32 protein-coding genes and 3 tRNA genes are annotated in these 26,366 nt (G+C 42.7%); all 35 read left to right on the forward strand.

Annotated elements, in window-relative coordinates:
• The first annotated feature begins 300 nt into the window (after positions 1–300).
• The 35 genes from AB5903_RS10710 (at position 301) to rplF (ending at position 26,360) form a co-directional block, all read left to right on the forward strand.
• The gene (locus tag AB5903_RS10710; RefSeq protein ID WP_016661517.1) at positions 301–984 is read left to right on the forward strand and encodes a tol-pal system YbgF family protein; all 684 of its coding nucleotides are present in this window, start codon (positions 301–303) and stop codon (positions 982–984) included.
• 135 nt (positions 985–1,119) lie between these two features.
• Positions 1,120–1,614 carry a 6,7-dimethyl-8-ribityllumazine synthase gene (gene ribH, locus AB5903_RS10715; RefSeq protein WP_005657950.1) on the forward strand — a complete coding sequence of 165 codons (495 nt, stop codon included), beginning with the start codon at positions 1,120–1,122 and terminating at the stop codon, positions 1,612–1,614.
• Positions 1,615–1,686: 72 nt separating this feature from the next.
• Positions 1,687–1,769, forward strand: a tRNA-Tyr gene (locus AB5903_RS10720).
• Positions 1,770–1,785: 16 nt separating this feature from the next.
• A tRNA-Thr gene (locus AB5903_RS10725) sits at positions 1,786–1,857 on the forward strand.
• 49 nt (positions 1,858–1,906) lie between these two features.
• Positions 1,907–3,091 carry an elongation factor Tu gene (gene tuf / locus AB5903_RS10730; RefSeq protein WP_005656566.1) on the forward strand — a complete coding sequence of 395 codons (1,185 nt, stop codon included), beginning with the start codon at positions 1,907–1,909 and terminating at the stop codon, positions 3,089–3,091.
• A gap of 54 nt (positions 3,092–3,145) precedes the next feature.
• Positions 3,146–3,218 (forward strand) — tRNA-Trp (locus AB5903_RS10735).
• Positions 3,219–3,232: 14 nt separating this feature from the next.
• Entirely contained in the window at positions 3,233–3,421 is a 189-nt protein-coding gene (gene secE / locus AB5903_RS10740; protein ID WP_004291288.1) for a preprotein translocase subunit SecE, read from the forward strand.
• A gap of 13 nt (positions 3,422–3,434) precedes the next feature.
• The gene (nusG, locus tag AB5903_RS10745) at positions 3,435–3,977 is read left to right on the forward strand and encodes a transcription termination/antitermination protein NusG (RefSeq protein ID WP_016660793.1); all 543 of its coding nucleotides are present in this window, start codon (positions 3,435–3,437) and stop codon (positions 3,975–3,977) included.
• Positions 3,978–4,034: 57 nt separating this feature from the next.
• Positions 4,035–4,478: a 50S ribosomal protein L11 gene (gene rplK, locus AB5903_RS10750; RefSeq protein WP_004291286.1), complete on the forward strand. Its 444-nt coding sequence runs from the start codon at positions 4,035–4,037 to the stop codon at positions 4,476–4,478.
• A gap of 15 nt (positions 4,479–4,493) precedes the next feature.
• On the forward strand, positions 4,494–5,192 hold the full coding sequence (gene rplA / locus AB5903_RS10755) for a 50S ribosomal protein L1 (RefSeq protein WP_005656564.1): 699 nt from the start codon (positions 4,494–4,496) through the stop codon (positions 5,190–5,192).
• A 15-nt stretch (positions 5,193–5,207) separates the two neighbouring features.
• Positions 5,208–5,729, forward strand: a complete 522-nt coding sequence (rplJ, locus tag AB5903_RS10760; protein WP_005656563.1) for a 50S ribosomal protein L10 — start codon at positions 5,208–5,210, stop codon at positions 5,727–5,729.
• A 60-nt stretch (positions 5,730–5,789) separates the two neighbouring features.
• Positions 5,790–6,167 (forward strand): 50S ribosomal protein L7/L12, encoded by a 378-nt coding sequence (gene rplL / locus AB5903_RS10765; protein WP_004291279.1) that lies wholly within the window; start codon positions 5,790–5,792, stop codon positions 6,165–6,167.
• 105 nt (positions 6,168–6,272) lie between these two features.
• On the forward strand, positions 6,273–10,085 hold the full coding sequence (rpoB, locus tag AB5903_RS10770; RefSeq protein ID WP_016660792.1) for a DNA-directed RNA polymerase subunit beta: 3,813 nt from the start codon (positions 6,273–6,275) through the stop codon (positions 10,083–10,085).
• 113 nt (positions 10,086–10,198) lie between these two features.
• Complete coding sequence (gene rpoC / locus AB5903_RS10775) at positions 10,199–14,494, forward strand: DNA-directed RNA polymerase subunit beta' (RefSeq protein WP_005656561.1); 4,296 nt, start codon at positions 10,199–10,201, stop codon at positions 14,492–14,494.
• A gap of 427 nt (positions 14,495–14,921) precedes the next feature.
• Positions 14,922–15,233, forward strand: coding sequence for a DUF3467 domain-containing protein (locus tag AB5903_RS10780; protein ID WP_016660791.1), 312 nt, complete (start codon positions 14,922–14,924; stop codon positions 15,231–15,233).
• A 116-nt stretch (positions 15,234–15,349) separates the two neighbouring features.
• Complete coding sequence (gene rpsL / locus AB5903_RS10785; RefSeq protein WP_004291249.1) at positions 15,350–15,751, forward strand: 30S ribosomal protein S12; 402 nt, start codon at positions 15,350–15,352, stop codon at positions 15,749–15,751.
• Between the two features lie 154 nt (positions 15,752–15,905).
• The gene (gene rpsG, locus AB5903_RS10790; RefSeq protein WP_005656559.1) at positions 15,906–16,382 is read left to right on the forward strand and encodes a 30S ribosomal protein S7; all 477 of its coding nucleotides are present in this window, start codon (positions 15,906–15,908) and stop codon (positions 16,380–16,382) included.
• A gap of 56 nt (positions 16,383–16,438) precedes the next feature.
• A complete protein-coding gene (fusA, locus tag AB5903_RS10795; RefSeq protein WP_005656558.1) occupies positions 16,439–18,556 on the forward strand; it encodes an elongation factor G in 2,118 nt (705 codons plus the stop codon).
• 90 nt (positions 18,557–18,646) lie between these two features.
• The gene (gene rpsJ, locus AB5903_RS10800) at positions 18,647–18,952 is read left to right on the forward strand and encodes a 30S ribosomal protein S10 (RefSeq protein WP_004291244.1); all 306 of its coding nucleotides are present in this window, start codon (positions 18,647–18,649) and stop codon (positions 18,950–18,952) included.
• 19 nt (positions 18,953–18,971) lie between these two features.
• Positions 18,972–19,589, forward strand: coding sequence for a 50S ribosomal protein L3 (rplC, locus tag AB5903_RS10805; protein ID WP_005656556.1), 618 nt, complete (start codon positions 18,972–18,974; stop codon positions 19,587–19,589).
• Positions 19,589–20,215, forward strand: a complete 627-nt coding sequence (gene rplD, locus AB5903_RS10810) for a 50S ribosomal protein L4 (protein WP_060385715.1) — start codon at positions 19,589–19,591, stop codon at positions 20,213–20,215. Before rplC ends, rplD begins: the two co-directional genes overlap by 1 nt.
• Before the next feature lie 16 nt (positions 20,216–20,231).
• Complete coding sequence (gene rplW / locus AB5903_RS10815) at positions 20,232–20,525, forward strand: 50S ribosomal protein L23 (protein ID WP_005656548.1); 294 nt, start codon at positions 20,232–20,234, stop codon at positions 20,523–20,525.
• 5 nt (positions 20,526–20,530) lie between these two features.
• Positions 20,531–21,355: a 50S ribosomal protein L2 gene (gene rplB, locus AB5903_RS10820; RefSeq protein WP_060385716.1), complete on the forward strand. Its 825-nt coding sequence runs from the start codon at positions 20,531–20,533 to the stop codon at positions 21,353–21,355.
• A gap of 20 nt (positions 21,356–21,375) precedes the next feature.
• The gene (gene rpsS, locus AB5903_RS10825) at positions 21,376–21,645 is read left to right on the forward strand and encodes a 30S ribosomal protein S19 (protein WP_002558070.1); all 270 of its coding nucleotides are present in this window, start codon (positions 21,376–21,378) and stop codon (positions 21,643–21,645) included.
• Positions 21,646–21,681: 36 nt separating this feature from the next.
• Positions 21,682–22,092, forward strand: a complete 411-nt coding sequence (rplV, locus tag AB5903_RS10830; RefSeq protein ID WP_004291236.1) for a 50S ribosomal protein L22 — start codon at positions 21,682–21,684, stop codon at positions 22,090–22,092.
• 5 nt (positions 22,093–22,097) lie between these two features.
• A complete protein-coding gene (gene rpsC, locus AB5903_RS10835; protein ID WP_005656540.1) occupies positions 22,098–22,829 on the forward strand; it encodes a 30S ribosomal protein S3 in 732 nt (243 codons plus the stop codon).
• A gap of 21 nt (positions 22,830–22,850) precedes the next feature.
• Positions 22,851–23,285, forward strand: a complete 435-nt coding sequence (gene rplP, locus AB5903_RS10840) for a 50S ribosomal protein L16 (protein WP_005656538.1) — start codon at positions 22,851–22,853, stop codon at positions 23,283–23,285.
• A gap of 5 nt (positions 23,286–23,290) precedes the next feature.
• Positions 23,291–23,488 carry a 50S ribosomal protein L29 gene (rpmC, locus tag AB5903_RS10845; RefSeq protein WP_005656537.1) on the forward strand — a complete coding sequence of 66 codons (198 nt, stop codon included), beginning with the start codon at positions 23,291–23,293 and terminating at the stop codon, positions 23,486–23,488.
• Positions 23,485–23,754 (forward strand): 30S ribosomal protein S17, encoded by a 270-nt coding sequence (rpsQ, locus tag AB5903_RS10850; protein WP_005656533.1) that lies wholly within the window; start codon positions 23,485–23,487, stop codon positions 23,752–23,754. Before rpmC ends, rpsQ begins: the two co-directional genes overlap by 4 nt.
• A 2-nt stretch (positions 23,755–23,756) precedes the next feature.
• Complete coding sequence (rplN, locus tag AB5903_RS10855; RefSeq protein ID WP_005656528.1) at positions 23,757–24,122, forward strand: 50S ribosomal protein L14; 366 nt, start codon at positions 23,757–23,759, stop codon at positions 24,120–24,122.
• A gap of 20 nt (positions 24,123–24,142) precedes the next feature.
• Positions 24,143–24,463 carry a 50S ribosomal protein L24 gene (gene rplX / locus AB5903_RS10860; RefSeq protein ID WP_005656526.1) on the forward strand — a complete coding sequence of 107 codons (321 nt, stop codon included), beginning with the start codon at positions 24,143–24,145 and terminating at the stop codon, positions 24,461–24,463.
• Positions 24,463–25,020, forward strand: coding sequence for a 50S ribosomal protein L5 (rplE, locus tag AB5903_RS10865; protein ID WP_004294559.1), 558 nt, complete (start codon positions 24,463–24,465; stop codon positions 25,018–25,020). Before rplX ends, rplE begins: the two co-directional genes overlap by 1 nt.
• 4 nt (positions 25,021–25,024) lie before the next feature.
• A complete protein-coding gene (gene rpsN / locus AB5903_RS10870) occupies positions 25,025–25,324 on the forward strand; it encodes a 30S ribosomal protein S14 (protein ID WP_005656523.1) in 300 nt (99 codons plus the stop codon).
• 55 nt (positions 25,325–25,379) lie between these two features.
• Positions 25,380–25,775 carry a 30S ribosomal protein S8 gene (gene rpsH / locus AB5903_RS10875; protein WP_005656522.1) on the forward strand — a complete coding sequence of 132 codons (396 nt, stop codon included), beginning with the start codon at positions 25,380–25,382 and terminating at the stop codon, positions 25,773–25,775.
• A 15-nt stretch (positions 25,776–25,790) separates the two neighbouring features.
• Positions 25,791–26,360 (forward strand): 50S ribosomal protein L6, encoded by a 570-nt coding sequence (gene rplF, locus AB5903_RS10880; protein WP_005656520.1) that lies wholly within the window; start codon positions 25,791–25,793, stop codon positions 26,358–26,360.
• Positions 26,361–26,366: the final 6 nt, after the last annotated feature.

Below are 26,366 nucleotides of genomic sequence, written 5' to 3' on the forward strand. Positions count from 1 at the left end.
GCTCATTAACACCATAAACTAAGTAAAGGAGCCATAAAGACAGGGGTAATCTTTATCTTTTCATAGAGGAAAGATAATACAAACTGGGAGCAGAATAAAACGAATGCATTCATTTTATTCTGCCAAAGTACAACTTATCTTCATTGTATCTTGAAAGACAACGCAAAACAAAATAAATCTATGGTTTTGGAATACAAAATAAAAAAAGATGCCGCTAAATTTCGTTGATAGCTATAAAAAACTTACTTTTGCGGGTCGAATTAGCTATTAATGAATAATAACAAAAAGAATATATAAGAAATGGCAGAACAAAAAAAGACGAACGAAGCCTTAAACGTGGAAGACGCACTTACACAATCAGAGGCATTTCTCATCAAAAACAAAAAGACAATTATCGGTGCTATTTTAGCTATAATCATCATTATAGCAGGTATAGTAATGTACAAGAACCTCTATGCAGCACCTCGTGAGGAAAAAGCACAGGCAGCCCTTTTTAAAGGACAAGAATATTTTGAAGCTGATGCTTTTGCAGAAGCCCTGAACGGCGATAGCATCGGTTACGTAGGTTTCATCAAGATAGCCGACCAATACAGCGGTACAGATGCAGCCAATCTTGCCAAGGCATATGCTGGTCTTTGCTATGCACATCTTGGCAAATTCGATGAAGCCGTAAAAGCATTGGAGAGCTTTGACGGAGATGACCAAATGGTAGCTCCTGCAATGAAAGGCGCTATGGGTAATTGCTACGCTCAACTCGGTCAACTCGATAAGGCATCTTCCATGTTGCTGAAAGCAGCTGATGAAGCAGATAATAATACACTTAGCCCTATCTATCTGAAGCAAGCCGGAGAAATTCTGGTTAAGCAGGGTAAGTATGACGATGCCATCAAAGCATATACTTCTATTAAGGATAAATACTTCCGTTCATATCAAGCTATGGACATTGATAAATACATCGAACAAGCTAAGCTCTTAAAGAAGTAATTCATACCTTATTTATAAGATATTTCGAGCACGGATTACACGGATATACACGGAAGTCAAAACCGTGAGTGCCGTGTAATCCGTGCTCTTCATTTATACGTTCCAATTTATTTAATTTTTAATCTTTAATTTATTATGGCTACAGCTTATCACAACCTTTCGGATTATGATTTCAACTCAGTGCCTAGTGCAGAGAATATGAAATTCGGTATTGTAGTATCCGAATGGAATTACAATATCACCGGCGCTCTTTTAAAAGGAGCAGTTGACACCTTAAAAAAACACGGAGCTAAAGACGAAAATATCATGGTAAAAACCGTTCCCGGAAGTTTTGAACTAACTTTCGGTGCCAATCAACTTATAGAATACAGCGAAGTTGATGCTGTAATTGCAATTGGTTGCGTAGTTCGTGGAGAAACACCGCATTTTGATTACGTTTGCATGGGTGCAACTCAAGGCATCACTCAATTAAATGCAAGTGGCGATGTTCCAGTAATTTACGGATTAATTACCACCAATACAATGGAGCAAGCGGAGGATCGCGCAGGCGGCAAGCTGGGTAATAAAGGTGATGAATGTGCAATTACTGCAATAAAAATGATAGATTTTGCTTGGAGTTTACAAAAATAGTTGTACCTTTGCATCGCAATTGAGAAACAAAGCTGCTTAAAGAGAGATTTAAAGTAGTTCTCAACAGCAAAAGGGCAAATACCAGAGTGGCCAAATGGGGCAGACTGTAAATCTGCTGGCTTACGCCTTCGGTGGTTCGAATCCATCTTTGCCCACAACTCCGGTTTTCTTGCTGTTATAGCTCAGCGGTAGAGCACTTCCTTGGTAAGGAAGAGGTCCCGGGTTCAAGTCCCGGTAACAGCTCATAAAATGTAAAAGCTGATTATTAATCAAATAAATAACAAGTAAAGCTATGGCTAAAGAGAAATTCGAACGTACCAAACCGCACGTAAACATTGGTACAATTGGTCACGTAGACCACGGTAAAACCACGTTGACTGCTGCTATCACTACAGTATTAGGCAAGAAAGGTTTTTCTGAAGTAAAATCATTCGATCAGATTGACAACGCTCCTGAAGAAAAGGAAAGAGGTATTACTATCAATACTTCGCACGTTGAGTATGAAACAGCTAATCGTCACTATGCTCACGTAGACTGTCCGGGTCACGCCGACTACGTTAAGAACATGGTAACAGGTGCTGCTCAGATGGATGGTGCTATCATCGTGGTTGCTGCAACCGATGGTCCGATGCCTCAAACTCGTGAACACATTCTGTTGGCTCGTCAGGTAAACGTTCCCAGACTGGTTGTGTTTATGAACAAGTGCGATATGGTAGATGACCCTGAAATGCTGGAACTTGTTGAAATGGAAATGCGTGAACTGCTTTCAGCTTACGAATTCGATGGCGACAACACTCCTTTCATCCAGGGTTCTGCTCTTGGTGCATTGAACGGTGTTGAAAAGTGGGAAGAAAAAGTAATGGAATTGATGGATGCTTGCGACAATTGGATTCCATTGCCTCCGCGTGATATTGATAAACCGTTCCTGATGCCGGTTGAAGACGTATTCTCAATTACTGGTCGTGGTACTGTAGCTACAGGTCGTATCGAAGCTGGTGTTATCCATGTAGGTGACGAAGTTGAAATCCTCGGTTTGGGTGAAGACAAGAAGTCTGTTGTAACTGGTGTTGAAATGTTCCGCAAATTGCTGGATCAGGGTGAAGCCGGTGATAATGTAGGTTTGTTGCTCCGTGGTATCGATAAGAACGAAATCAAACGTGGTATGGTTCTTTGTAAGCCGGGTCAGATTAAACCTCACTCTAAGTTCAAAGCTTCTATCTATGTTTTGAAGAAAGAAGAAGGTGGTCGTCACACTCCGTTCCACAACAAATACCGTCCTCAGTTCTATCTGCGTACTATGGACTGTACAGGTGAAATTTCTCTTCCGGAAGGAACTGAAATGGTAATGCCTGGCGATAACGTAGAAATTACTGTAGAACTGATCTATCCGGTAGCATTGAACGTAGGTTTGCGTTTCGCTATCCGTGAGGGTGGTCGTACAGTAGGTTCTGGTCAGATTACTGAAATTCTCGACTAATAACCAAATATCTTAATCAGTTCCCGGTATTTACTGGGAACTGATTATGTTCACACGGGAGTAGCTCAGTTGGTAGAGCACCGGTCTCCAAAACCGGGTGTCGGGAGTTCGAGCCTCTCCTCCCGTGCTAATATTTTTGAAATGAAGAAGATAGTAGCTTATTTTAAAGAAACTTACGACGAGCTTGTTCATAAAGTGTCGTGGCCTACGTATTCTGAACTTACTAACAGTGCAGTAGTTGTTTTATATGCTTCCCTGCTTATTGCACTGGTGGTATTTGCGATGGACTTCTGTTTCCAGCATTTAATGGAATTTGTTTATCCACATTAAAAAAGAAGGAGAAATGTCTGAGATTGAAAAGAAATGGTACGTTTTGCGTGCTATTAGCGGTAAAGAAACTAAGGTAAAGGAATATCTTGAAGCTGATATCAAAAACAGCGACCTTGGTGATTATGTGTCTCAGGTATTGATTCCTACCGAAAAGGTATATCAGGTTCGCAATGGTAAGAAAATTGTGAAAGAGAGAAGTTATCTCCCTGGTTACGTTTTGGTGGAGGCTGCTCTGGTTGGTGAGGTCGCTCACCATCTGAGAAATACTCCTAATGTGATAGGATTCTTGGGTGGATCGGAAAAACCCGTTCCTCTGAGACAGTCGGAAGTGAATCGTATACTTGGTACAGTTGACGAATTGCAGGATGCCGGTGAAGAATTGAATATCCCGTATGTAGTCGGCGAGACTGTAAAAGTGAATTACGGTCCGTTCAGTGGCTTTAGCGGAATCATTGAAGAAGTGAATACCGAGAAGAAGAAACTGAAGGTCATGGTAAAGATATTCGGACGGAAGACTCCGCTCGAATTGGGCTTTATGCAAGTAGAAAAAGAATAGGACAGGTGTTACGCTGTAATATTCTTCATTAATGTTTATATATAAATCAATTAAAAAATGGCTAAAGAAGTTGCTGGACTAATCAAATTACAGATTAAAGGAGGCGCGGCAAATCCATCACCTCCCGTTGGACCTGCTCTGGGTTCTAAGGGAATCAACATCATGGAGTTTTGCAAGCAATTCAACGCCAGAACCCAAGACAAAGCAGGAAAAATTCTTCCTGTGATTATCACTTACTACGCAGACAAGTCTTTCGATTTTGTAATCAAGACTCCTCCCGTTGCTATTCAATTACTTGAAGTAGCTAAGGTAAAGAGTGGTTCTGCTGAGCCTAACCGTAAGAAAGTTGCCGAGATTACTTGGGAACAGGTTCGTACGATTGCTCAGGACAAGATGGTTGACTTAAACTGTTTCACTGTAGAAGCTGCCATGAAGATGGTTGCCGGTACAGCTCGTAGTATGGGTATCGCTGTAAAAGGGGAGTTCCCGGTTAATAACTAATAAACTTCAATTAGAATGAGTAAACTGACAAAAAATCAAAAGTTGGCTGCAGAAAAAATTGAAGCAGGGAAAGCATACTCTCTCAAAGAAGCTGCTCAATTGGTAAAGGAAATTACTTTTACTAAGTTCGACGCTTCTCTGGATATCGACGTACGTTTGGGCGTTGACCCGCGTAAGGCTAACCAGATGGTGAGAGGTGTTGTATCACTTCCTCACGGTACTGGTAAAGTTACACGCGTTTTGGTGCTTTGTACACCGGATGCTGAAGCTGCTGCAAAAGAAGCCGGAGCTGACTATGTTGGTCTTGACGAATATATTGAAAAGATCAAAGGTGGATGGACTGATATTGATGTAATCATCACTATGCCGTCTATCATGGGTAAGATTGGTGCGCTCGGTCGTGTACTCGGTCCTCGTGGATTGATGCCGAATCCGAAGAGTGGCACTGTGACTATGGATGTTGCTAAAGCTGTAAAAGAAGTAAAACAAGGTAAAATCGACTTTAAAGTTGACAAGAGCGGTATCGTTCATACTTCTATCGGTAAAGTTTCATTTAGTGCTGATCAAATTCGCGACAATGCGAAAGAATTCATCTCTACTTTGAATAAATTGAAACCGACCGCAGCCAAGGGTACATATATCAAGAGTATTTATCTTTCTAGCACGATGAGTGCGGGTATCAAGATTGACCCGAAATCTGTAGAAGAAATCTAATAAAACGGAGTAATAATGAGAAAGGAAGATAAAAGTACGATTATTGAGCAGATTGCTGCTACAGTTAAGGAATACGGTCACTTCTATTTGATAGATACCACTGCTATGAACGCTGCTGATACAAGCGCGTTGAGAGCTTTGTGTTTCAAGGCTGACATCAAATTGATGGTAGTTAAGAATACATTGCTTCATAAAGCATTGGAAAGCTTGGAAGAGGATTATTCTCCGCTTTACGGTTGCATGAAAGGTACGACTGCTGTAATGTTTTGCAATACAGCGAATGCACCTGCGAAACTGCTGAAAGATAAAGCAAAGAACGGTATTCCCGGACTGAAAGCTGCATATGCAGAAGAAAGCTTCTATGTTGGTGCTGACCAGTTGGATGCTCTCGTAAGTATCAAGAGTAAGAATGAAGTTATTGCCGAAATCGTTGCCTTGCTGCAATCACCGGCCAAGAATGTTATTTCTGCTCTGCAATCAGGTGGTAACACCATTCACGGAGTTCTCAAGACTCTCGGTGAACGTCCCGAAGCGTAACTTCGGAAACAAAAAAACATCAATTTATTTTAGTAATTAAACAATTAAAATCATACAAAAATGGCAGATTTGAAAGCTTTTGCAGAACAATTAGTTAACTTGACAGTAAAAGAAGTTAATGAACTTGCAACTATCCTGAAAGAAGAATACGGTATTGAACCTGCTGCTGCAGCTGTTGCTGTTGCTGCTGGCCCTGCAGCTGGTGGTGCTGCTGCCGCTGAAGAAAAAACTTCTTTCGATGTAGTATTGAAGAGCGCTGGCTCAGCTAAACTTCAAGTAGTTAAAGCCGTTAAGGAAGCTTGCGGTCTTGGTTTGAAGGAAGCTAAAGACATGGTAGACGGTGCTCCTAGCGTAGTAAAAGAAGGTTTGGCTAAAGACGAAGCAGAATCATTGAAGAAAACATTGGAAGAAGCTGGAGCTGAAGTTGAACTTAAATAACATTAGCCTGTAAATCAGGTAATTCGGTAAGGAACCCTTCGTGAAAAGGGTTCTTTACCTTTTTGTGTATATATTTAAAATTAAGTTCTACAAATCCATTAACAGATGTCTTCAAATACTGTAAATCAAAGAGTTAATTTTGCTTCGACTAAGAATCCGCTGGAATATCCGGATTTCCTGGAAGTACAATTGAAGTCATTCAAAGACTTTTTACAACTGGATACCCCACCCGAGAAACGTAAGAACGAGGGACTGTATAAAGTATTTGCTGAAAACTTCCCCATTGCCGATACAAGAAATAATTTTGTTCTTGAGTTTTTGGACTACTATATTGATCCGCCGCGCTATACCATAGACGAATGTATAGAGCGAGGGCTTACTTATAGCGTACCCTTAAAGGCAAAATTGAAATTATATTGTACCGACCCTGACCACGAAGATTTTGATACGGTTATTCAGGATGTATTCCTGGGCCCGATTCCTTATATGACGGATAAGGCTACATTCGTTATCAATGGTGCGGAACGTGTTGTTGTGTCGCAGCTTCATCGTTCACCGGGCGTATTCTTCGGTCAAAGCGTGCATGCCAACGGTACTAAGTTGTACTCAGCCCGTATCATCCCGTTCAAAGGATCTTGGATTGAGTTTGCTACTGACATCAACAATGTCATGTATGCCTATATCGACCGTAAGAAGAAGTTACCGGTAACCACCTTGCTGAGAGCTATCGGTTTTGAGAATGATAAGGACATTCTTGAAATCTTCAATCTGGCGGAAGACGTGAAAGTGAATAAGACGAACCTCAAGAAGATTGTAGGTCGTAAGTTGGCAGCACGTGTATTGAAAACATGGATTGAGGATTTTGTAGACGAAGATACCGGTGAAGTTGTTTCTATTGAGCGTAACGAAGTGGTTATCGACCGTGAAACTATAATCGAGCCGGAACATATTGACATTATATTAGAGTCAGGCGTTCAGAATATCCTTGTACATAAGGAAGAACCGAACCAGTCTGACTACTCTATCATATATAACACTCTGCAGAAGGACCCCAGTAATTCGGAAAAAGAAGCAGTGCTTTATATCTATCGTCAGTTGCGTAATGCAGATCCTGCCGATGATGCCAGCGCGCGTGAGGTTATTAATAACCTGTTCTTCTCAGAAAAGAGATACGACTTGGGTGATGTAGGTCGTTATCGTATCAACAGAAAGTTGAATTTGACGACTGACATGGATGTCCGTGTACTCACCAAGGAAGATATCATTGAGATTATCAAGTATCTGATTGAGTTGATAAACTCAAAAGCAGATGTTGATGATATTGACCACTTGAGCAACCGTCGTGTACGTACGGTAGGCGAACAGTTGTCAAACCAGTTTGCTATCGGTTTGGCACGTATGTCCCGTACTATCCGCGAGCGTATGAATGTTCGTGACAATGAAGTCTTTACTCCGATCGATTTGATTAACGCCAAGACTATTTCTTCCGTTATCAATTCTTTCTTCGGAACAAATGCCTTGTCACAATTCATGGACCAGACCAACCCGCTTGCCGAAATCACTCACAAGCGCCGTATGTCAGCTTTGGGTCCCGGTGGTTTGTCACGTGAACGTGCCGGTTTTGAGGTGCGTGACGTACACTATACTCACTACGGTCGTCTTTGTCCGATTGAAACGCCTGAAGGTCCGAACATTGGTTTGATATCTTCACTTTGTGTGTTTGCTAAAATCAATCAGCTTGGTTTTATTGAGACACCGTACCGCAAGGTGGCTAACGGAAAGGTAGACCTTTCAGATGAAGGTTTGGTTTACCTTACAGCCGAAGAAGAAGAAGAGAAGATTATCGCTCAGGGTAATGCACCTTTGAATGAAGACGGAACTTTCGTCCGCGACAAAGTAAAATCCCGTCAGGATGCCGATTATCCGGTTGTAGCTCCTGATGAGGTAGAGCTGATGGACGTATCGCCACAGCAGATTGCCTCTATTGCAGCATCTCTGATTCCGTTCTTGGAACATGACGATGCTAACCGTGCGTTGATGGGATCGAACATGATGCGCCAGGCAGTTCCTTTGTTGAAGAGTGAAGCTCCGATTGTAGGTACAGGTATCGAACGTCAGCTTGCACGTGACTCTCGTACGCAGATTACTGCTGAGGGCGAAGGTGTGGTTGACTTTGTAGATGCTACGACTATCCGCATTCTGTACGATCGTACGGAAGAGGAAGAGTTTGTAAGCTTCGAATCTGCACTGAAAGAATATACTATTCCCAAATGGCGTCGTACCAACCAGAACATGACGATTGACCTTCGTCCTATTTGCGAGAAAGGTCAGCGTGTGACGAAGGGACAAATCCTTACCGAGGGTTACTCGACCGAACAGGGCGAGCTCGCTTTGGGTAAGAACCTGTTGGTTGCCTACATGCCTTGGAAGGGATACAACTATGAGGACGCTATCGTATTGAACGAACGTGTGGTTCGCGAAGACCTTTTGACTTCCGTACACGTAGAGGAATACTCTTTGGAAGTTCGTGAAACGAAGCGCGGTATGGAAGAGTTGACTTCCGATATTCCTAATGTAAGTGAAGAGGCTACCAAAGACCTTGACGAGAATGGTATTGTGCGTGTAGGTGCCCGTATCGAGCCGGGTGATATTTTGATTGGTAAGATTACTCCGAAAGGCGAGTCTGACCCTTCTCCGGAAGAAAAGTTGCTTCGTGCCATATTCGGTGATAAGGCTGGTGATGTGAAAGATGCGTCTTTGAAGGCATCTCCTTCTTTGAAAGGTGTGATTATCGGTAAACGTCTGTTCTCCCGCGTTATCAAGACTCGTAGTTCTAAATTGGCCGACAAGGCATTGTTGCCGAAGATTGATGATGAGTTCGATAGCAAGGTGGCTGATTTGAAGAAAATATTGGTAAATAAGCTTTTGAAGCTCACAGAAAATCATACTTCAGAAGGTGTGAAAGACTATATGGGAGCTGAAGTAATCAGTAAAGGTGCTAAATTCTATGCTTCTGATTTCAGTGATATAGACTTTACTGCTATTCAGTTGAGCAATTGGACAAAAGACGAGCATACCAATGAATTGATCCGTGCACTGGTAACGAACTTTATCAAGAAATATAAGGAACTCGATGCAGAGTTGAAACGTAAGAAATTTGCTATTACTATCGGCGACGAGTTGCCTGCAGGTATCATCCAGATGGCTAAGGTTTATATTGCCAAGAAGCGTAAGATCGGTGTTGGTGATAAGATGGCCGGTCGTCACGGTAACAAAGGTATCGTTTCACGCGTGGTACGTCAGGAAGACATGCCATTCTTGGCAGACGGTACTCCGGTAGATATTGTATTGAATCCGCTGGGTGTGCCTTCACGTATGAACATCGGTCAGATATTCGAGGCTGTTTTGGGACGTGCCGGAAAGAACTTGGGAGTTAAGTTTGCTACGCCTATCTTTGATGGTGCTACGCTGGATGACCTGAACGAATGGACCGACAAGGCCGGTCTGCCCCGTTATGGTAAAACCACTTTGTATGATGGTGGTACAGGTGAGGCTTTCGAACAGCAGGCTACAGTGGGTGTGACATACATGTTGAAACTCGGTCACATGGTTGAAGATAAGATGCACGCACGTTCTATCGGTCCTTATTCGCTTATTACGCAACAGCCGTTGGGCGGTAAGGCACAGTTCGGTGGTCAGCGTTTCGGAGAAATGGAGGTTTGGGCGCTCGAAGCATTCGGTGCTGCGCATATCCTGCAGGAAATCCTGACTATCAAGTCTGATGATGTTGTCGGACGCTCCAAGGCTTATGAAGCAATCGTTAAGGGTGAGCCGATGCCAGCTCCGGGTATTCCTGAATCACTGAATGTATTGTTGCACGAGTTGAGAGGTTTGGGCTTGAGCATCAACTTAGAATAAATTGAAATTTGGAAATTGAGGGTTGAGAGCTAATGTCTCTTGATTCTCAATTCCCGACTTATCAACATTGTTTTTCAATTTTTAATTCTCAATTATCAATTATATATAAAAGTATGGCTTTTAGAAAAGATAACAAGATAAAGAGTAATTTCTCGAAAATCTCTATCGGTTTGGCTTCTCCCGAAGAAATCCTTGAGAATTCGAGTGGTGAAGTTTTAAAGCCTGAAACCATTAACTATCGGACGTATAAGCCGGAACGCGACGGTTTGTTCTGCGAGCGTATCTTCGGTCCTATTAAGGATTATGAGTGCCATTGCGGTAAGTACAAACGTATCCGTTACAAAGGCATTGTGTGTGACCGTTGCGGTGTGGAAGTGACAGAAAAGAAAGTACGTCGTGAGCGTATGGGACACATTCAGCTGGTTGTGCCGGTGGCTCACATTTGGTATTTCCGTTCGCTTCCTAATAAAATCGGTTACTTGCTGGGTTTACCGACCAAGAAACTCGATGCTATTATTTACTACGAACGTTATGTAGTAATCCAGCCGGGTATATTGGAAGGCGAAGTGGCACAGTATGATTTGCTTGAAGAAGGAGAATATCTGGATCTGTTGGAAAAGTTACCAAGCGATAATCAGTACCTTGAAGATTCAGACCCCAATAAGTTTGTTGCCAAGATGGGTGCAGAAGCCATTTATGACTTGCTGTCGCGCATTGATCTTGATTCATTGTCTTACGAACTGCGTAACCGTGCAGGCAGCGATGCTTCACAACAGCGCAAGAGCGAAGCTTTGAAGCGTTTGCAGGTAGTTGAGTCTTTCCGTGCATCACGCGGACGCAACAAGCCCGAATGGATGATTGTACGTATCGTACCGGTTATCCCGCCCGAACTTCGTCCGTTGGTTCCGTTGGATGGTGGGCGTTTCGCTACTTCCGACTTGAACGACCTTTACCGTCGCGTTATCATCCGTAACAACCGCTTGAAGAGATTGATTGAAATCAAGGCTCCTGAGGTGATTTTACGTAATGAGAAACGTATGTTGCAGGAAGCTGTCGATTCATTATTCGATAACTCTCGTAAGTCAAGCGCAGTGAAGACTGATGCCAACCGTCCTTTGAAGTCACTTTCCGACAGTTTGAAAGGTAAGCAGGGACGTTTCCGTCAGAACTTGTTGGGTAAGCGTGTCGATTACTCTGCACGTTCCGTAATCGTTGTAGGTCCGGAACTGAAAATGGGTGAGTGCGGTATTCCTAAACTCATGGCGGCCGAGCTCTACAAGCCGTTCATTATCCGTAAGCTCATCGAGCGTGGTATTGTGAAGACGGTGAAGAGTGCCAAGAAGATTGTAGACCGTAAGGAACCTGTTATCTGGGACATTCTGGAACATGTAATGAAAGGACATCCGGTATTGTTGAACCGTGCTCCGACACTGCACCGTCTGGGTATCCAGGCGTTCCAGCCGAAGATGATTGAAGGCAAGGCAATCCAGTTGCACCCGTTGGCATGTACGGCATTCAACGCCGACTTCGACGGTGACCAGATGGCCGTTCACTTGCCTTTGAGCAACGAAGCTATTCTGGAAGCACAGATGCTGATGCTCCAGTCACATAATATCTTGAACCCTGCCAACGGTGCGCCTATTACAGTGCCCGCACAGGATATGGTACTCGGTTTGTACTATATCACCAAACTGCGTAAAGGAGCTAAAGGTGAAGGCCTCACTTTCTACGGTCCGGAAGAAGCGCTTATTGCCTACAACGAAGGTAAGTGCGACATTCACGCACCTATCAGCGTTATCGTTAAGGACATTGACGAAAACGGTAATGTGGTAGACAAGATGATGCACGACACGTCGGTAGGTCGTGTTATTGTAAACGAAATTGTACCTGCCAAAGCGGGTTATATCAATACGATTATCTCTAAGAAGTCACTTCGTGACATCATCAGTCACGTAATCAAGGTTTGTGGTGTGGCAGAAGCAGCCGAATTCCTGGATGGAATCAAGAACCTCGGTTATCAGATGGCATTCAAAGGCGGTCTTTCGTTCAACTTGGGAGATATTATTATTCCTGAAGAGAAAGAAGCGCTGGTGCAGAAAGGTTACGAAGAGGTAGAGCAGGTAATCAACAACTATAACATGGGTTTCATCACCAACAACGAACGTTACAACCAGGTAATTGATATCTGGACACATGTAAACTCCGAGTTGTCAAACATTTTGATGAAAACTATTTCGAGCGACGATCAGGGATTCAATTCCGTATACATGATGTTGGATTCCGGAGCCCGTGGTTCTAAGGAGCAGATTCGTCAGCTTTCCGGTATGCGTGGTTTGATGGCGAAACCTCAGAAGGCAGGTGCCGAAGGCGGTCAGATTATCGAGAACCCGATTCTTTCTAACTTTAAGGAAGGTCTTTCCGTGTTGGAGTACTTTATCTCTACTCACGGTGCTCGTAAGGGTCTTGCCGATACCGCTTTGAAGACGGCCGACGCCGGATACTTGACCCGTCGTCTGGTTGACGTATCTCACGATGTGATTATCAACGAAGAAGACTGCGGTACGCTTCGCGGACTGGTTTGTACAGCTTTGAAGAATAACGATGAGACAATCGCTACATTGTACGAACGTATTCTGGGACGTGTATCCGTACATGATATCGTTCACCCCACAACCGGTGAATTGCTTGTTGCAGGTGGTGAAGAAATCACTGAAGCCATTGCACAGAAGATTGAAGACTCTCCGATTGAGAGCGTTGAAATCCGTTCTGTATTGACTTGTGAATCCAAGAAGGGTGTTTGTGCCAAGTGCTACGGCCGTAATCTGGCTACAAGCCGTATGGTTCAGAAAGGTGAGGCTGTCGGTGTAATCGCTGCGCAGTCTATCGGTGAGCCGGGTACACAGTTGACGTTGCGTACGTTCCATGCCGGTGGTACGGCAGCCAATATTGCTGCCAATGCAAGTATTGTTGCCAAGAATCCTTCCCGTCTGGAATTTGAAGAACTCCGTACAGTAGATATTATTGACGAAGCAGGCGAACCGGCTAAGGTGGTAGTAGGCCGTCTGGCAGAAGTACGTTTCGTAGATGTCAATACAGGTATCATACTTTCTACGCATAACGTGCCTTATGGTTCTACACTCTATGCAGCGGATGGTGAAGTAGTAGAGAAAGGCAAACTTATAGCCCGTTGGGACCCGTTCAACGCAGTTATCATTACCGAAGCTACCGGTAAGATTGAGTTTGAAGGCGTTATTGAAAACGTTACCTATAAGGTAGAGTCCGATGAATCTACCGGTTTGCGCGAAATCATCATCATTGAGTCTAAGGACAAGACGAAAGTGCCTACAGCGCACATCATGACTGAAGATGGCGAACTTATCCGTACCTATAACCTTCCTGTGGGTGGTCACGTAGTAGTGGAAAACGGACAGAAGGTAAAAGCCGGTGAAGTAATCGTGAAGATTCCGCGTGCCGTTGGTAAGGCGGGTGATATCACGGGTGGTCTTCCCCGTGTTACCGAATTGTTCGAGGCACGTAACCCGTCCAATCCTGCTGTGGTTTCCGAAATTGACGGTGAGGTCACAATGGGTAAGGTGAAACGTGGTAACCGCGAAATTATCGTTACCTCTAAGACCGGAGAAGTTAAGAAATATCTCGTACCGCTGTCCAAACAGATATTGGTACAGGAGAACGACTACGTGCGTGCCGGTACTCCGTTGTCCGACGGTGCCATTACCCCTGCCGATATCCTTGCCATTAAAGGTCCTACGGCAGTACAGGAATATATCGTAAACGAAGTACAGGACGTTTATCGTCTGCAAGGTGTGAAGATTAACGATAAGCACTTTGAAATTATCGTTCGTCAGATGATGCGTAAGGTTGAAATCGATGAACCGGGCGATACCCGCTTCTTGGAACAACAGGTAGTGGATAAGCTCGAATTCATGGAAGAGAACGACCGTATCTGGGGCAAGAAAGTTGTAGTAGATGCCGGAGATTCTCAGAACCTGCAACCGGGACAGATTGTTACTGCCCGCAAGTTGCGCGATGAAAACTCCATGCTGAAGCGCCGTGACTTGAAACCCGTTTCAGTACGTGATGCTGTGCCTGCTACCTCTACACAGATTCTTCAAGGTATTACCCGTGCGGCTTTGCAGACTTCAAGCTTTATGTCTGCCGCTTCTTTCCAGGAAACGACGAAGGTACTCAACGAAGCTGCTATCAACGGAAAGGTAGACCGTCTGGAAGGTATGAAAGAGAATGTTATCTGCGGTCACTTGATTCCTGCCGGTACAGGTCAGCGCGAATTCGAGAAGATTATTGTCGGTTCGAAAGAAGAGTACGATCGTATGCTTGCCAACAAGAAAACGGTGCTCGATTATGCAGTTGATGATAAGGTAGAAGAGTAATTACTACGTTAATACAATCAGTAATTTTTATAGTGAAAGAAGAGAATCTCCCGGGATTCTCTTCTTTTTTTATATTTGTTGCAAACCGGCTCTCTTTTCGGTCTGATGTAAGAAGAGTGTAATGTAATAGCAAAATAAAGATTTGCATGCCTCCTTCACAACCTTTTATTCATGGATGTTTGAGGGTGAAGGGGAGGAGAGGGAAGCATGCTATTGCCTCAAATAAAACAGACCATCGGTTTGGGGTAAACGCATGGTCTGTTCAGGTAAATCAGACGATGTGTTCTATACGAACAGACCATGCAATTTCAGGACATATCAAGTGCCTTTTTTGTTCAGGTCGTACTGTTACTTTTATCTTGGAGTATTTTGTGTGTCGGAATGAAAGAAGTATATTTGTCATTCAATTATAATGATATACGATAATATGGAAAATCAGGAAAATAATAACGGACAGTTACAGATAGAGCTGAAAGAAGAAGTGGCCCAAGGCACGTATGCCAATCTTGCCATTATCACTCATTCCAGTTCGGAGTTTATCATGGATTTTATTCGGGTAATGCCGGGAATGCCCAAAGCCGGAGTTCAATCGCGTATTGTATTGGCACCCGAACACGCCAAGCGTCTGCTGCGTGCGCTTGAAGAAAATGTTGGTAAATATGAACGTGCTTTCGGCCCTATCCGCATGCCGGATGAGCAACCTATTCCGCCATTGCCTAACATTAAGGGTGAAGCATAAAATCAAAAAAAAACTTGTAGTGCATTGATTATTCAAAACTTATTAGTATCTTTGCAGCCCAAAAGTATATAGTTTTGAATTAATATAAACATAATATATAACTAAAAACAATTAAAATGCCTACAATTCAGCAATTAGTAAGAAAAGGACGCGAGGTTTTGGTAGAGAAAAGTAAGTCTCCAGCCTTGGATTCTTGTCCTCAAAGACGTGGCGTTTGCGTGAGAGTGTATACAACCACTCCGAAGAAACCGAATTCAGCTATGCGTAAAGTAGCTCGTGTACGTTTGACTAACGGTAAAGAGGTGAACTCTTACATTCCGGGAGAAGGTCACAACTTGCAGGAACACTCAATCGTATTGGTTCGCGGCGGTCGTGTAAAAGACCTTCCGGGTGTACGTTATCACATCGTTCGTGGTACTTTGGATACCGCAGGTGTTGCTAACCGTACCCAAAGACGTTCTAAATACGGTGCTAAACGTCCGAAACCGGGACAGGCTGCTCCCGCTAAGAAGAAATAATTAGGCGGCCAAACTGATAAACAGTAAAATTAAAAGTAATAACTTACGTTTTAGTTTGTTGGAAATGCTAAAGGTTGAGTAAACACTCCGGAGGGAGAGTTGAAGAAGACAGAAGTAAACAACCAAGAACGAAAAACATTATTCTTTCAGACAAATGAGAAAAGCAAAACCTAAAAAACGTATCATCCTTCCGGATCCCGTTTTTAATGATGTGAAAGTTTCCAAGTTCGTTAACCACCTGATGTACGACGGAAAGAAGAATACTTCTTATGAAATCTTCTACGCCGCTTTGGAAACAGTGAAGAACAAAATGCAGAATGAAGAGAAATCAGCTCTTGAAATCTGGAAAAAAGCTTTGGACAACGTAACTCCTCAAGTGGAAGTGAAGTCTCGCCGTGTAGGTGGTGCTACTTTCCAAGTTCCTACTGAAATTCGTCCTGACCGCAAGGAGTCAATTTCTATGAAGAATTTGATTATCTTTGCCCGCAAGCGTGGCGGTAAATCAATGGCTGACAAACTGGCTGCTGAAATCATGGATGCTTTCAATGAACAAGGCGGTGCTTTCAAACGTAAAGAAGATATGCACAGAATGGCCGAGGCTAACCGCGCGTTTGCTCATTTCAGATTCTAATACTATAAGAGATAACCAATCAAAGATTAAAAACTTAAAGTAAAAGGAATTAGAAAATGGCAAAGAATGATTTACATTTGACACGTAATATCGGTATCATGGCCCACATCGATGCCGGAAAGACAACAACCTCTGAACGTATTTTGTTTTATACGGGTTTGACTCACAAAATCGGTGAGGTGCACGATGGTGCCGCTACAATGGACTGGATGGAGCAAGAACAGGAACGTGGTATCACTATTACTTCCGCTGCTACTACCACTCGTTGGAAATATGCCGGTAATACTTATAAAATCAACTTGATTGATACTCCGGGACACGTTGACTTTACCGCTGAGGTAGAGCGTTCTTTGCGTATTCTTGACGGCGCTGTTGCTGCTTATTGTGCAGTTGGTGGCGTTGAACCGCAATCTGAAACTGTTTGGCGTCAGGCTGATAAATATAACGTACCGCGTATCGCATACGTTAACAAAATGGACCGTTCGGGTGCCGACTTCTTTGAGGTTGTTCGTCAGATGAAGGACGTTTTGGGTGCTAATCCTTGTCCTATCGTTGTGCCTATCGGTGCTGAGGAATCTTTCAAAGGTTTGGTAGACCTTATCAAGATGAAAGCTATCTACTGGCATGACGAAACTATGGGTGCCGACTATACAGTAGAGGAAATCCCTGCTAATTTGGTAGACGAAGCTAACGAATGGAGAGATAAGATGCTCGAAAAAGTAGCTGAGTTCGACGATGCTTTGATGGAGAAATATTTCGATGATCCTTCTACTATTACGGAAGAAGAAATATTGAGAGCTCTTCGCAACGCTACAGTACAGATGGCTGTTGTTCCTATGTTGTGTGGTTCTTCATTCAAGAATAAGGGTGTACAGACTTTGCTTGACTATGTTTGTGCATTCTTGCCTTCTCCGCTGGATACAGAGAATGTGGTTGGTACAAACCCTGAAACCGGTGCTGAAGAAGACCGTAAGCCGAGCGAGGATGAAAAGACTTCTGCTTTGGCGTTCAAGATTGCAACCGACCCGTATGTAGGCCGTCTGACTTTCTTCCGTGTTTATTCAGGTAAGATTGAAGCCGGTTCTTATATTTATAACTCTCGCTCTGGTAAGAAAGAACGTGTTTCACGTCTGTTCCAGATGCACTCAAATAAACAGAATCCTGTTGAGGTGATTGGCGCCGGTGATATCGGTGCCGGTGTAGGCTTCAAGGATATCCATACCGGTGATACGCTGTGCGACGAAACCGCACCGATCGTATTGGAATCTATGGACTTCCCCGAACCGGTAATCGGTATCGCAGTTGAGCCTAAGACTCAGAAGGATATGGATAAACTGTCTAACGGTTTGGCTAAATTGGCTGAAGAAGACCCGACGTTTACGGTTAAGACTGACGAACAGACAGGTCAGACAGTTATTTCCGGTATGGGTGAGCTTCACTTGGATATTATCATCGACCGTCTGAAGCGTGAATTCAAGGTTGAGTGTAACCAGGGTAAACCTCAGGTTAACTATAAGGAGGCTATCACGAAGACTGTTAACTTGCGCGAAGTTTATAAGAAACAGTCTGGTGGTCGTGGTAAGTTTGCCGATATCATCGTGAACATCGGTCCGGTTGATGAGGACTTTACTCAAGGCGGCTTGCAGTTTGTTGACGAAGTGAAGGGCGGTAATATTCCTAAGGAATTTATCCCGTCTGTACAGAAAGGTTTCACAACTGCAATGAAGAACGGTGTATTGGCCGGTTATCCGTTGGATTCACTGAAGGTAACTTTGATCGACGGTTCTTTCCACCCGGTTGACTCTGACCAGTTGTCATTTGAAATCTGTGCTATCCAGGCATACAAGAACGCTTGCGCTAAGGCAGGTCCGGTATTGATGGAGCCTATCATGAAGCTGGAAGTTGTTACTCCGGAAGAAAACATGGGTGACGTTATCGGTGACTTGAACAAGCGTCGCGGTCAGGTAGAAGGTATGGAATCAAGCCGTTCAGGTGCTCGTATCGTGAAGGCTATGGTTCCGCTGGCAGAAATGTTCGGTTACGTAACTGCGTTGCGTACTATCACTTCTGGTCGTGCAACTTCTTCAATGGCATATTCTCACCACGCTCAGGTTTCCAACTCTATTGCCAAGGCAGTATTGGAAGAAGTAAAAGGTCGTACAGACTTAATCTAAAATAATAACTAAAGTCCGTAGGTTAGCGAATGACTCTTAACCTACGGGACTTTATCTTATATAATAACACTATTAATAACTAAGACAGTAATGAGTCAAAAAATTAGAATCAAACTGAAATCTTACGACCACAACTTGGTTGACAAGTCAGCTGAGAAGATTGTAAGAACGGTGAAGACAACAGGCGCTATCGTTAGCGGTCCAATTCCTCTCCCTACGCATAAGCGTATCTTTACCGTAAACCGTTCGACTTTCGTTAACAAGAAGTCGCGTGAACAATTCGAACTCTCTTCTTACAAGAGATTAATCGACATCTATAGCTCAACAGCTAAGACAGTAGATGCTCTGATGAAGTTGGAGTTACCGAGTGGTGTGGAAGTAGAAATCAAAGTGTAAGTATTAAAAATTAAGTGAAATGCCAGGATTATTAGGAAAAAAAATCGGAATGACATCCGTTTTCAGTGCCGAGGGTAAGAATGTACCATGCACTGTTATCGAAGCAGGTCCTTGTGTTGTTACTCAAGTGAAAACTGTAGAAAAGGACGGCTATCAAGCTGTTCAGTTGGGTTTCCAGGACAAGAAGGAAAAGCACACTACAAAGCCTCTTATGGGCCACTTTAAGAAAGCTGGAGTAACTCCCAAGAAACACTTGGCTGAGTTCAAAGAATTTGAGACAGAATTGAATCTGGGTGATACTGTTACCGTAGAATTGTTCGAAGGCGCTGATTATGTAGACGTTGTAGGTACTTCCAAAGGTAAAGGCTTCCAGGGTGTTGTGAAACGTCATGGTTTCGGTGGTGTAGGTCAGACTACTCACGGTCAGCACAACCGTGCCCGTAAACCGGGTTCTATCGGTGCTTGTTCTTACCCTGCAAAAGTATTCAAGGGAATGCGCATGGGCGGACAACTTGGTGGTGACAGAGTAACTGTTCAAAATCTGCAAGTATTAAAAGTAATCGCGGAGCACAATCTCCTTTTGATTAAGGGTTCTGTTCCTGGTTGCAAAGGTTCAATCGTAATAATTGAGAAATAATGGAAGTTAACGTATATAACATTAAAGGTGAAGACACTGGGAGAAAGATTACGTTAAACGAGTCTATCTTCGGAATTGAGCCCAACGACCACGCTATCTACTTGGACGTTAAACAGTTTATGGCTAACCAGCGTCAGGGTACACACAAGTCAAAGGAAAGAAGCGAAATCAGCGGTTCTACTCGTAAAATCGGTCGCCAGAAAGGTGGCGGTGGTGCACGTCGTGGTGACATGAACTCACCGGTACTCGTTGGTGGTGGACGTGTATTTGGTCCGAAACCGAGAGATTACTACTTCAAACTGAATAAGAAAGTAAAAGCTCTGGCACGTAAGTCAGCTTTGGCATATAAGGCTCAGAACAATGCCATCATTGTAGTAGAAGACTTCAACTTTGAAGCTCCTAAGACAAAAGATTTTGTTGTTATGACAAAAAATCTTAAAGTTTCTGACAAAAAGCTGCTTGTTGTTTTACCGGAAGCAAATAAAAACGTATATTTGTCGGCTCGTAACGTAAAGGGCGCTAATGTGCAGACTATCTCAGGGTTAAATACTTACAGAGTATTGGACGCTGGAGTTGTTGTGTTTGCTGAAAGTGCACTTTCTGCTATCGACAATATCTTAATGTAAAAAGGAGGCTTAAATAATGGGAATTATTATTAAACCGTTAGTGACAGAGAAGATGACTGCAATTACTGATAAGTCGAACAATCGTTTCGGCTTTATCGTGCGTCCTGAAGCTAATAAACTGGAAATTAAGAACGAAGTTGAAGCCCTTTACAACGTTACCGTGGTTGATGTGAATACAATTCGTTATGCCGGCAAGAACAAGAGCCGTTATACACGCGCAGGTATCATCAACGGACGTACAAACGCTTACAAAAAAGCTGTTGTTACGTTGAAAGAAGGAGATACTATTGATTTTTATAGCAATATTTAAAAGAAATGGCAGTACGTAAATTTAAGCCCACAACACCGGGGCAAAGACATAAAATTATTGGTACTTTCGAAGAAATTACTGCACGAGTACCAGAAAAGTCTCTTGTATTTGGTAAGAAATCTTCCGGCGGTCGTAACAATACAGGTAAAATGACCATGCGCTACATCGGTGGCGGTAGTAAGAAGATTATCCGTATCGTAGACTTCAAGAGAAATAAAGACGGTGTACCTGCAGTGGTTAAAACAATTGAATACGATCCGAACCGTTCGGCTCGTATCGCTCTGTTGTTTTATGCAGATGGTGAAAAAAGATATATTATTGCTCCCAATGGATTGCAAGTTGGTGCGACTTTGATGTCAGGTGAAACTGCTGCTCCGGAAATCGGAAATGCTCTTCCGCTTCAGAATATTCCGGTCGGTACTGTAATTCACAACATCGAATTACGTCCGGGTCAAGGCGCTGCTTTGGTTCGTTCAGCCGGTAACTTCGCTCAATTGACTTCAAGAGAAGGTAAATACTGCGTTATCAAGTTGCCTTCAGGCGAGGTTCGTCAGATCCTCAGCACATGTAAGGCTACTATCGGTAGCGTTGGTAACTCAGATCATGGATTGGAAAGTTCAGGTAAAGCTGGACGTTCTCGTTGGTTAGGACGTCGTCCGCGTAACCGTGGTGTTGTTATGAACCCGGTTGATCACCCGATGGGTGGTGGTGAAGGACGTGCTTCAGGAGGACACCCGAGATCTCGTAAGGGATTGTATGCTAAGGGTCTTAAGACAAGAGCTCCGAAGAAACAATCGTCTAAGTATATTATTGAGAGAAGAAAGAAGTAATCTGATTAATTGAGTAAATTATGAGTCGTTCATTAAAAAAAGGTCCGTATATTAACGTTAAGCTTGAGAAGAAAGTGCTTGCCATGAATGAATCGGGCAAGAAAGTGGTAGTTAAGACTTGGGCCAGAGCTTCAATGATTTCGCCTGATTTTGTAGGCCATACTGTTGCAGTTCACAATGGAAATAAATTTATTCCTGTTTATGTTACCGAAAACATGGTAGGACACAAGTTGGGCGAATTTGCTCCAACTCGTACATTCAGAGGACACGCTGGTAACAAGAAAAAATAAGACAGGATTTATCTGAAATAATAAAGTAATAATATAATGGGAGCAAGAAAAAAAATATCGGCTGAAAAAAGAAAAGAAGCCCTTAAGACCATGTATTTTGCGAAATTGCAAAATGTTCCTACTTCCCCCCGTAAAATGCGTCTCGTGGCTGACATGATTCGTGGGATGGAAGTGAACAGAGCACTCGGCGTTTTGAAGTTCTCCTCAAAAGAGGCTGCCGCCAGAGTGGAAAAATTGCTGCGCTCTGCAATTGCTAATTGGGAGCAGAAAAACGAACGTAAAGCTGAAAGCGGCGAGCTGTTCGTAACCAAGATTTTTGTTGATGGTGGTGCTACACTCAAAAGAATGAGACCGGCTCCGCAGGGTAGAGGTTACAGAATCCGCAAGCGTTCAAACCACGTAACGTTGTTCGTTGGTTCTAAAAGTAATAACGAAGATCAAAATTAAGGTAAATGGGACAAAAAGTTAATCCAATAAGCAACCGTTTAGGAATTATCAGAGGCTGGGATTCCAATTGGTATGGTGGAAAGAATTACGGCGACTCTTTGCTGGAAGATAGCAAGATTCGTAAATATTTGAACGCTCGTCTTGCTAAAGCAAGTGTTTCAAGAATTGTAATCGAACGTACACTGAAACTCGTGACTATTACCGTTTGTACAGCACGTCCGGGTATCATTATCGGTAAGGGTGGCCAAGAAGTTGATAAGTTGAAAGAAGAGTTGAAGAAGGTCACTGATAAAGATATCCAGATCAATATCTTCGAAGTGAAAAGACCTGAGTTGGACGCTGTTATCGTGGCTAACAACATCGCCCGTCAGGTAGAAGGTAAAATTGCCTACCGTCGCGCTATCAAAATGGCTATTGCCAACACAATGCGTATGGGTGCGGAAGGTATCAAAATTCAGATTTCAGGACGTTTGAATGGTGCAGAAATGGCCCGTTCTGAAATGTATAAAGAAGGAAGAACTCCGCTGCACACTTTCAGAGCAGACATCGACTATTGTCATGCAGAAGCATTGACTAAAGTAGGTCTTCTCGGTATTAAAGTTTGGATTTGTAGAGGTGAAGTTTATGGTAAGAGAGAGTTGGCACCGAACTTTACGCAAAGCAAAGAAAGCGGTCGTGGAAGCAATAGCGGAAACAATGGCGGAAAGAACTTCAAAAGAAAGAAAAATAATCGCTAACGAATTTGATTTTTAGGAATTATGTTACAACCGAAAAAGACAAAATTCAGAAGACAACAAAAAGGCCGTCAAAAAGGTAATGCCCAAAGAGGAAACCAACTGGCTTTCGGTTCTTTTGGTATTAAGGCCTTGGAGACGAAGTGGATTACAGGCCGTCAGATTGAAGCTGCGCGTATTGCAGTAACAAGATATATGCAACGTCAAGGACAGATTTGGATTCGTATTTTCCCGGATAAGCCTATTACAAGAAAGCCTGCTGACGTACGTATGGGTAAAGGTAAAGGTAGCCCCGAGGGATTCGTTGCTCCTGTTACACCGGGTAGAATTATTATCGAAGCTGAAGGAGTATCTTATGAAATCGCAAAAGAAGCTTTGCGCTTAGCTGCACAGAAGCTTCCTATCACAACCAAGTTTGTGGTAAGACGTGATTATGATATCCAAAATCAAAATGCGTAAGAAGTATGAAAATTGCAGAAATTAAAGAAATGACTACCAATGACTTGGTAGAAAGAGTAGAAGCAGAAGTGGCTAACTATAGCCAAATGGTTTTAAATCATTCTATTTCTCCTTTGGATAATCCTGCTCAGATCAAACAATTACGCAGGACTATTGCGCGTATGAAAACTGAATTACGCCAGAGAGAACTTAACAATAAATGATGAGCTTGATGGAAGCAAGAAATTTAAGAAAAGAAAGAACAGGGGTTGTGCTGAGCGATAAGATGGATAAGACCATTACTGTTGCAGCTAAGTTTAAGGAAAAACACCCCATATATGGTAAGTTCGTTAGTAAGACGAAGAAGTACCATGCTCATGATGAAAAGAATGAGTGCAATATCGGCGATACTGTACGCATCATGGAAACTCGTCCTTTGAGCAAGACTAAGAGATGGAGATTGGTTGAAATAATTGAAAGAGCTAAGTAATTATGATACAAGTAGAATCCAGACTTACAGTATGTGACAACAGTGGAGCAAAAGAGGCTCTCTGTATCCGCGTTTTGGGCGGTACAGGTCGTCGCTATGCTTCAGTAGGGGACGTGATTGTTGTTTCTGTAAAAAGCGTTATCCCTTCAAGTGATATTAAAAAAGGTGCAGTGTCTAAAGCTTTGATCGTACGTACTAAGAAAGAAATCCGTCGTGCTGATGGTTCTTACATACGTTTTGATGATAATGCTTGCGTGTTGCTGAACAATGCAGGTGAAATTAGAGGTAGTCGTATTTTCGGTCCGGTAGCTCGTGAACTTCGTGCTGCTAACATGAAAGTTGTGTCACTCGCTCCTGAAGTACTTTAATTTTGTAAAAGATTTAAGTAATGAGTAAATTACATATTAAAAAAGGCGATACAGTTTACGTAAATTCTGGTGAAGACAAAGGTAAGACTGGTCGTGTATTGAAGGTTCTTGTTGATAAAAAACGTGCAATCGTTGAGGGTATCAACATGGTGTCTAAGAGCACAAAACCGAATGCAAAGAACCCGCAAGGTGGTATCGTGAAGCAAGAAGCTTCTATCCACATTTCAAACTTGAACCCGGTTGATCCAAAGACTGGTAAAGCAACGCGTGTTGGTAGAAAATTAAGTGCTGACGGCACTTTAGTGCGTTATTCTAAAAAATCAGGAGAGGAGATTAAGTAATGAGTAATACTGCTAGCCTTAAGAAAGAATATGCAGAGCGTATTGCGCCTGCATTGAAATCACAGTTCCAGTATTCTTCTTCAATGCAGGTACCCGTACTTAAGAAGATTGTTATCAATCAGGGTTTGGGTATGGCCGTTGCTGATAAGAAGATTATCGAAGTGGCAATTAATGAAATGACTGCTATTACAGGTCAGAAGGCCGTTGCAACCATTTCTCGTAAAGATATCGCTAACTTTAAGTTGCGTAAGAAAATGCCGATTGGTGTTATGGTAACTTTACGTCGCGAGAGAATGTACGAATTCCTTGAAAAATTGGTTCGTGTAGCTCTGCCGCGTATCCGTGACTTCAAGGGTATTGAAAGTAAGTTCGATGGAAAGGGTAACTATACCCTTGGTATTCAGGAACAAATTATTTTCCCTGAAATTAATATCGATAGTATTACCAGAATTCTCGGAATGAATATTACCTTTGTAACCTCTGCGCAAACAGATGAAGAAGGTTATGCCTTGTTGAAAGAATTCGGTTTACCGTTTAAGAACGCTAAAAAAGATTGATAATATGGCAAAGGAATCAATGAAAGCACGTGAAGTAAAGCGTGCCAAATTAGTAGCCAAATATGCCGAGAAGAGAGCTGCATTGAAGCAAATCGTTAGAACAGGTGATCCTGCGGAAGCTTTTGAAGCTGCACAGAAATTGCAGGACCTGCCCAAGAATTCTAATCCGATTCGTATGCACAACCGTTGCAAATTGACAGGTCGTCCTAAAGGATATATCCGTCAGTTCGGAATCTCCAGAATTCAGTTCCGTGAGATGGCATCCAACGGTCTTATTCCAGGTGTAAAGAAAGCAAGCTGGTAATTTTTGTTTTTTAAATATTGTCAGGGCAGTCCTGATTAATTTAATTTATTTTTATATGACTGATCCAATAGCAGATTATTTGACGAGGTTGCGGAACGCTATTCAAGCAAAGCACAGAGTTGTTGAAGTTCCCGCTTCAAATTTGAAAAAAGAAATCACTAAGATTCTTTTTGAAAAAGGCTACATTCTTAATTACAAGTTTGTAGAAGATGGTCCTCAAGGTACTATAAAGGTTGCCTTGAAGTATGATCCGGTTAACAAAGTTAACGCTATCAAGAAGCTGGAAAGAATTTCTTCTCCGGGTTTGCGTCAATATACCGGTTACAAAGAGATGCCGCGAGTTATTAATGGTTTGGGTATTGCTATAATATCTACTTCCAAAGGTGTAATGACCAACAAAGAAGCCGCTGAACTGAAGATTGGCGGTGAAGTTTTGTGTTATGTATATTAATAGGAGGAATCAGCAATGTCAAGAATAGGAAAATTACCCATTAGTATTCCCGCTGGAGTAACAGTTACTCTGAAGGATGATGTGGTTACCGTAAAGGGACCCAAAGGCGAAATGAGCCAATATGTAAATCCTGCTATCAATGTTGCCATCGAAGAAGGCCATGTCGTTTTGACAGAGAATGAAAATGCAATGCTGGATAATCCGAAGCAGAAGCATGCATTCCACGGTCTGTACCGTTCATTGGTTCACAACATGGTTGTTGGTGTATCTGAAGGATATAAGAAAGAATTGGAACTTGTCGGTGTAGGTTACCGCGCTTCTAATCAAGGCAATATTATTGAATTGAACTTAGGTTATACGCACAGTATCTTTATACAGTTGCCTGCTGAGATCAAAGTAGAAACTAAGTCTGAGAGAAACAAGAATCCTCTTATCCTTTTGGAATCTTGCGACAAACAATTGCTTGGTCAAGTTTGCTCTAAAATACGTTCTTTCCGTAAGCCTGAACCGTATAAAGGTAAAGGTATTAAGTTTGTTGGCGAAGAAATTCGTAGAAAGTCTGGTAAATCAGCCGGTGCTAAATAATCATTT

Origin of the sequence: Bacteroides sp. 2201st1_D9_2201SCRN_220225 (assembly GCF_040928965.1) — a bacterium.
In the GTDB taxonomy this organism is placed as follows: Bacteria; Bacteroidota; Bacteroidia; order Bacteroidales; family Bacteroidaceae; genus Bacteroides; species Bacteroides stercoris.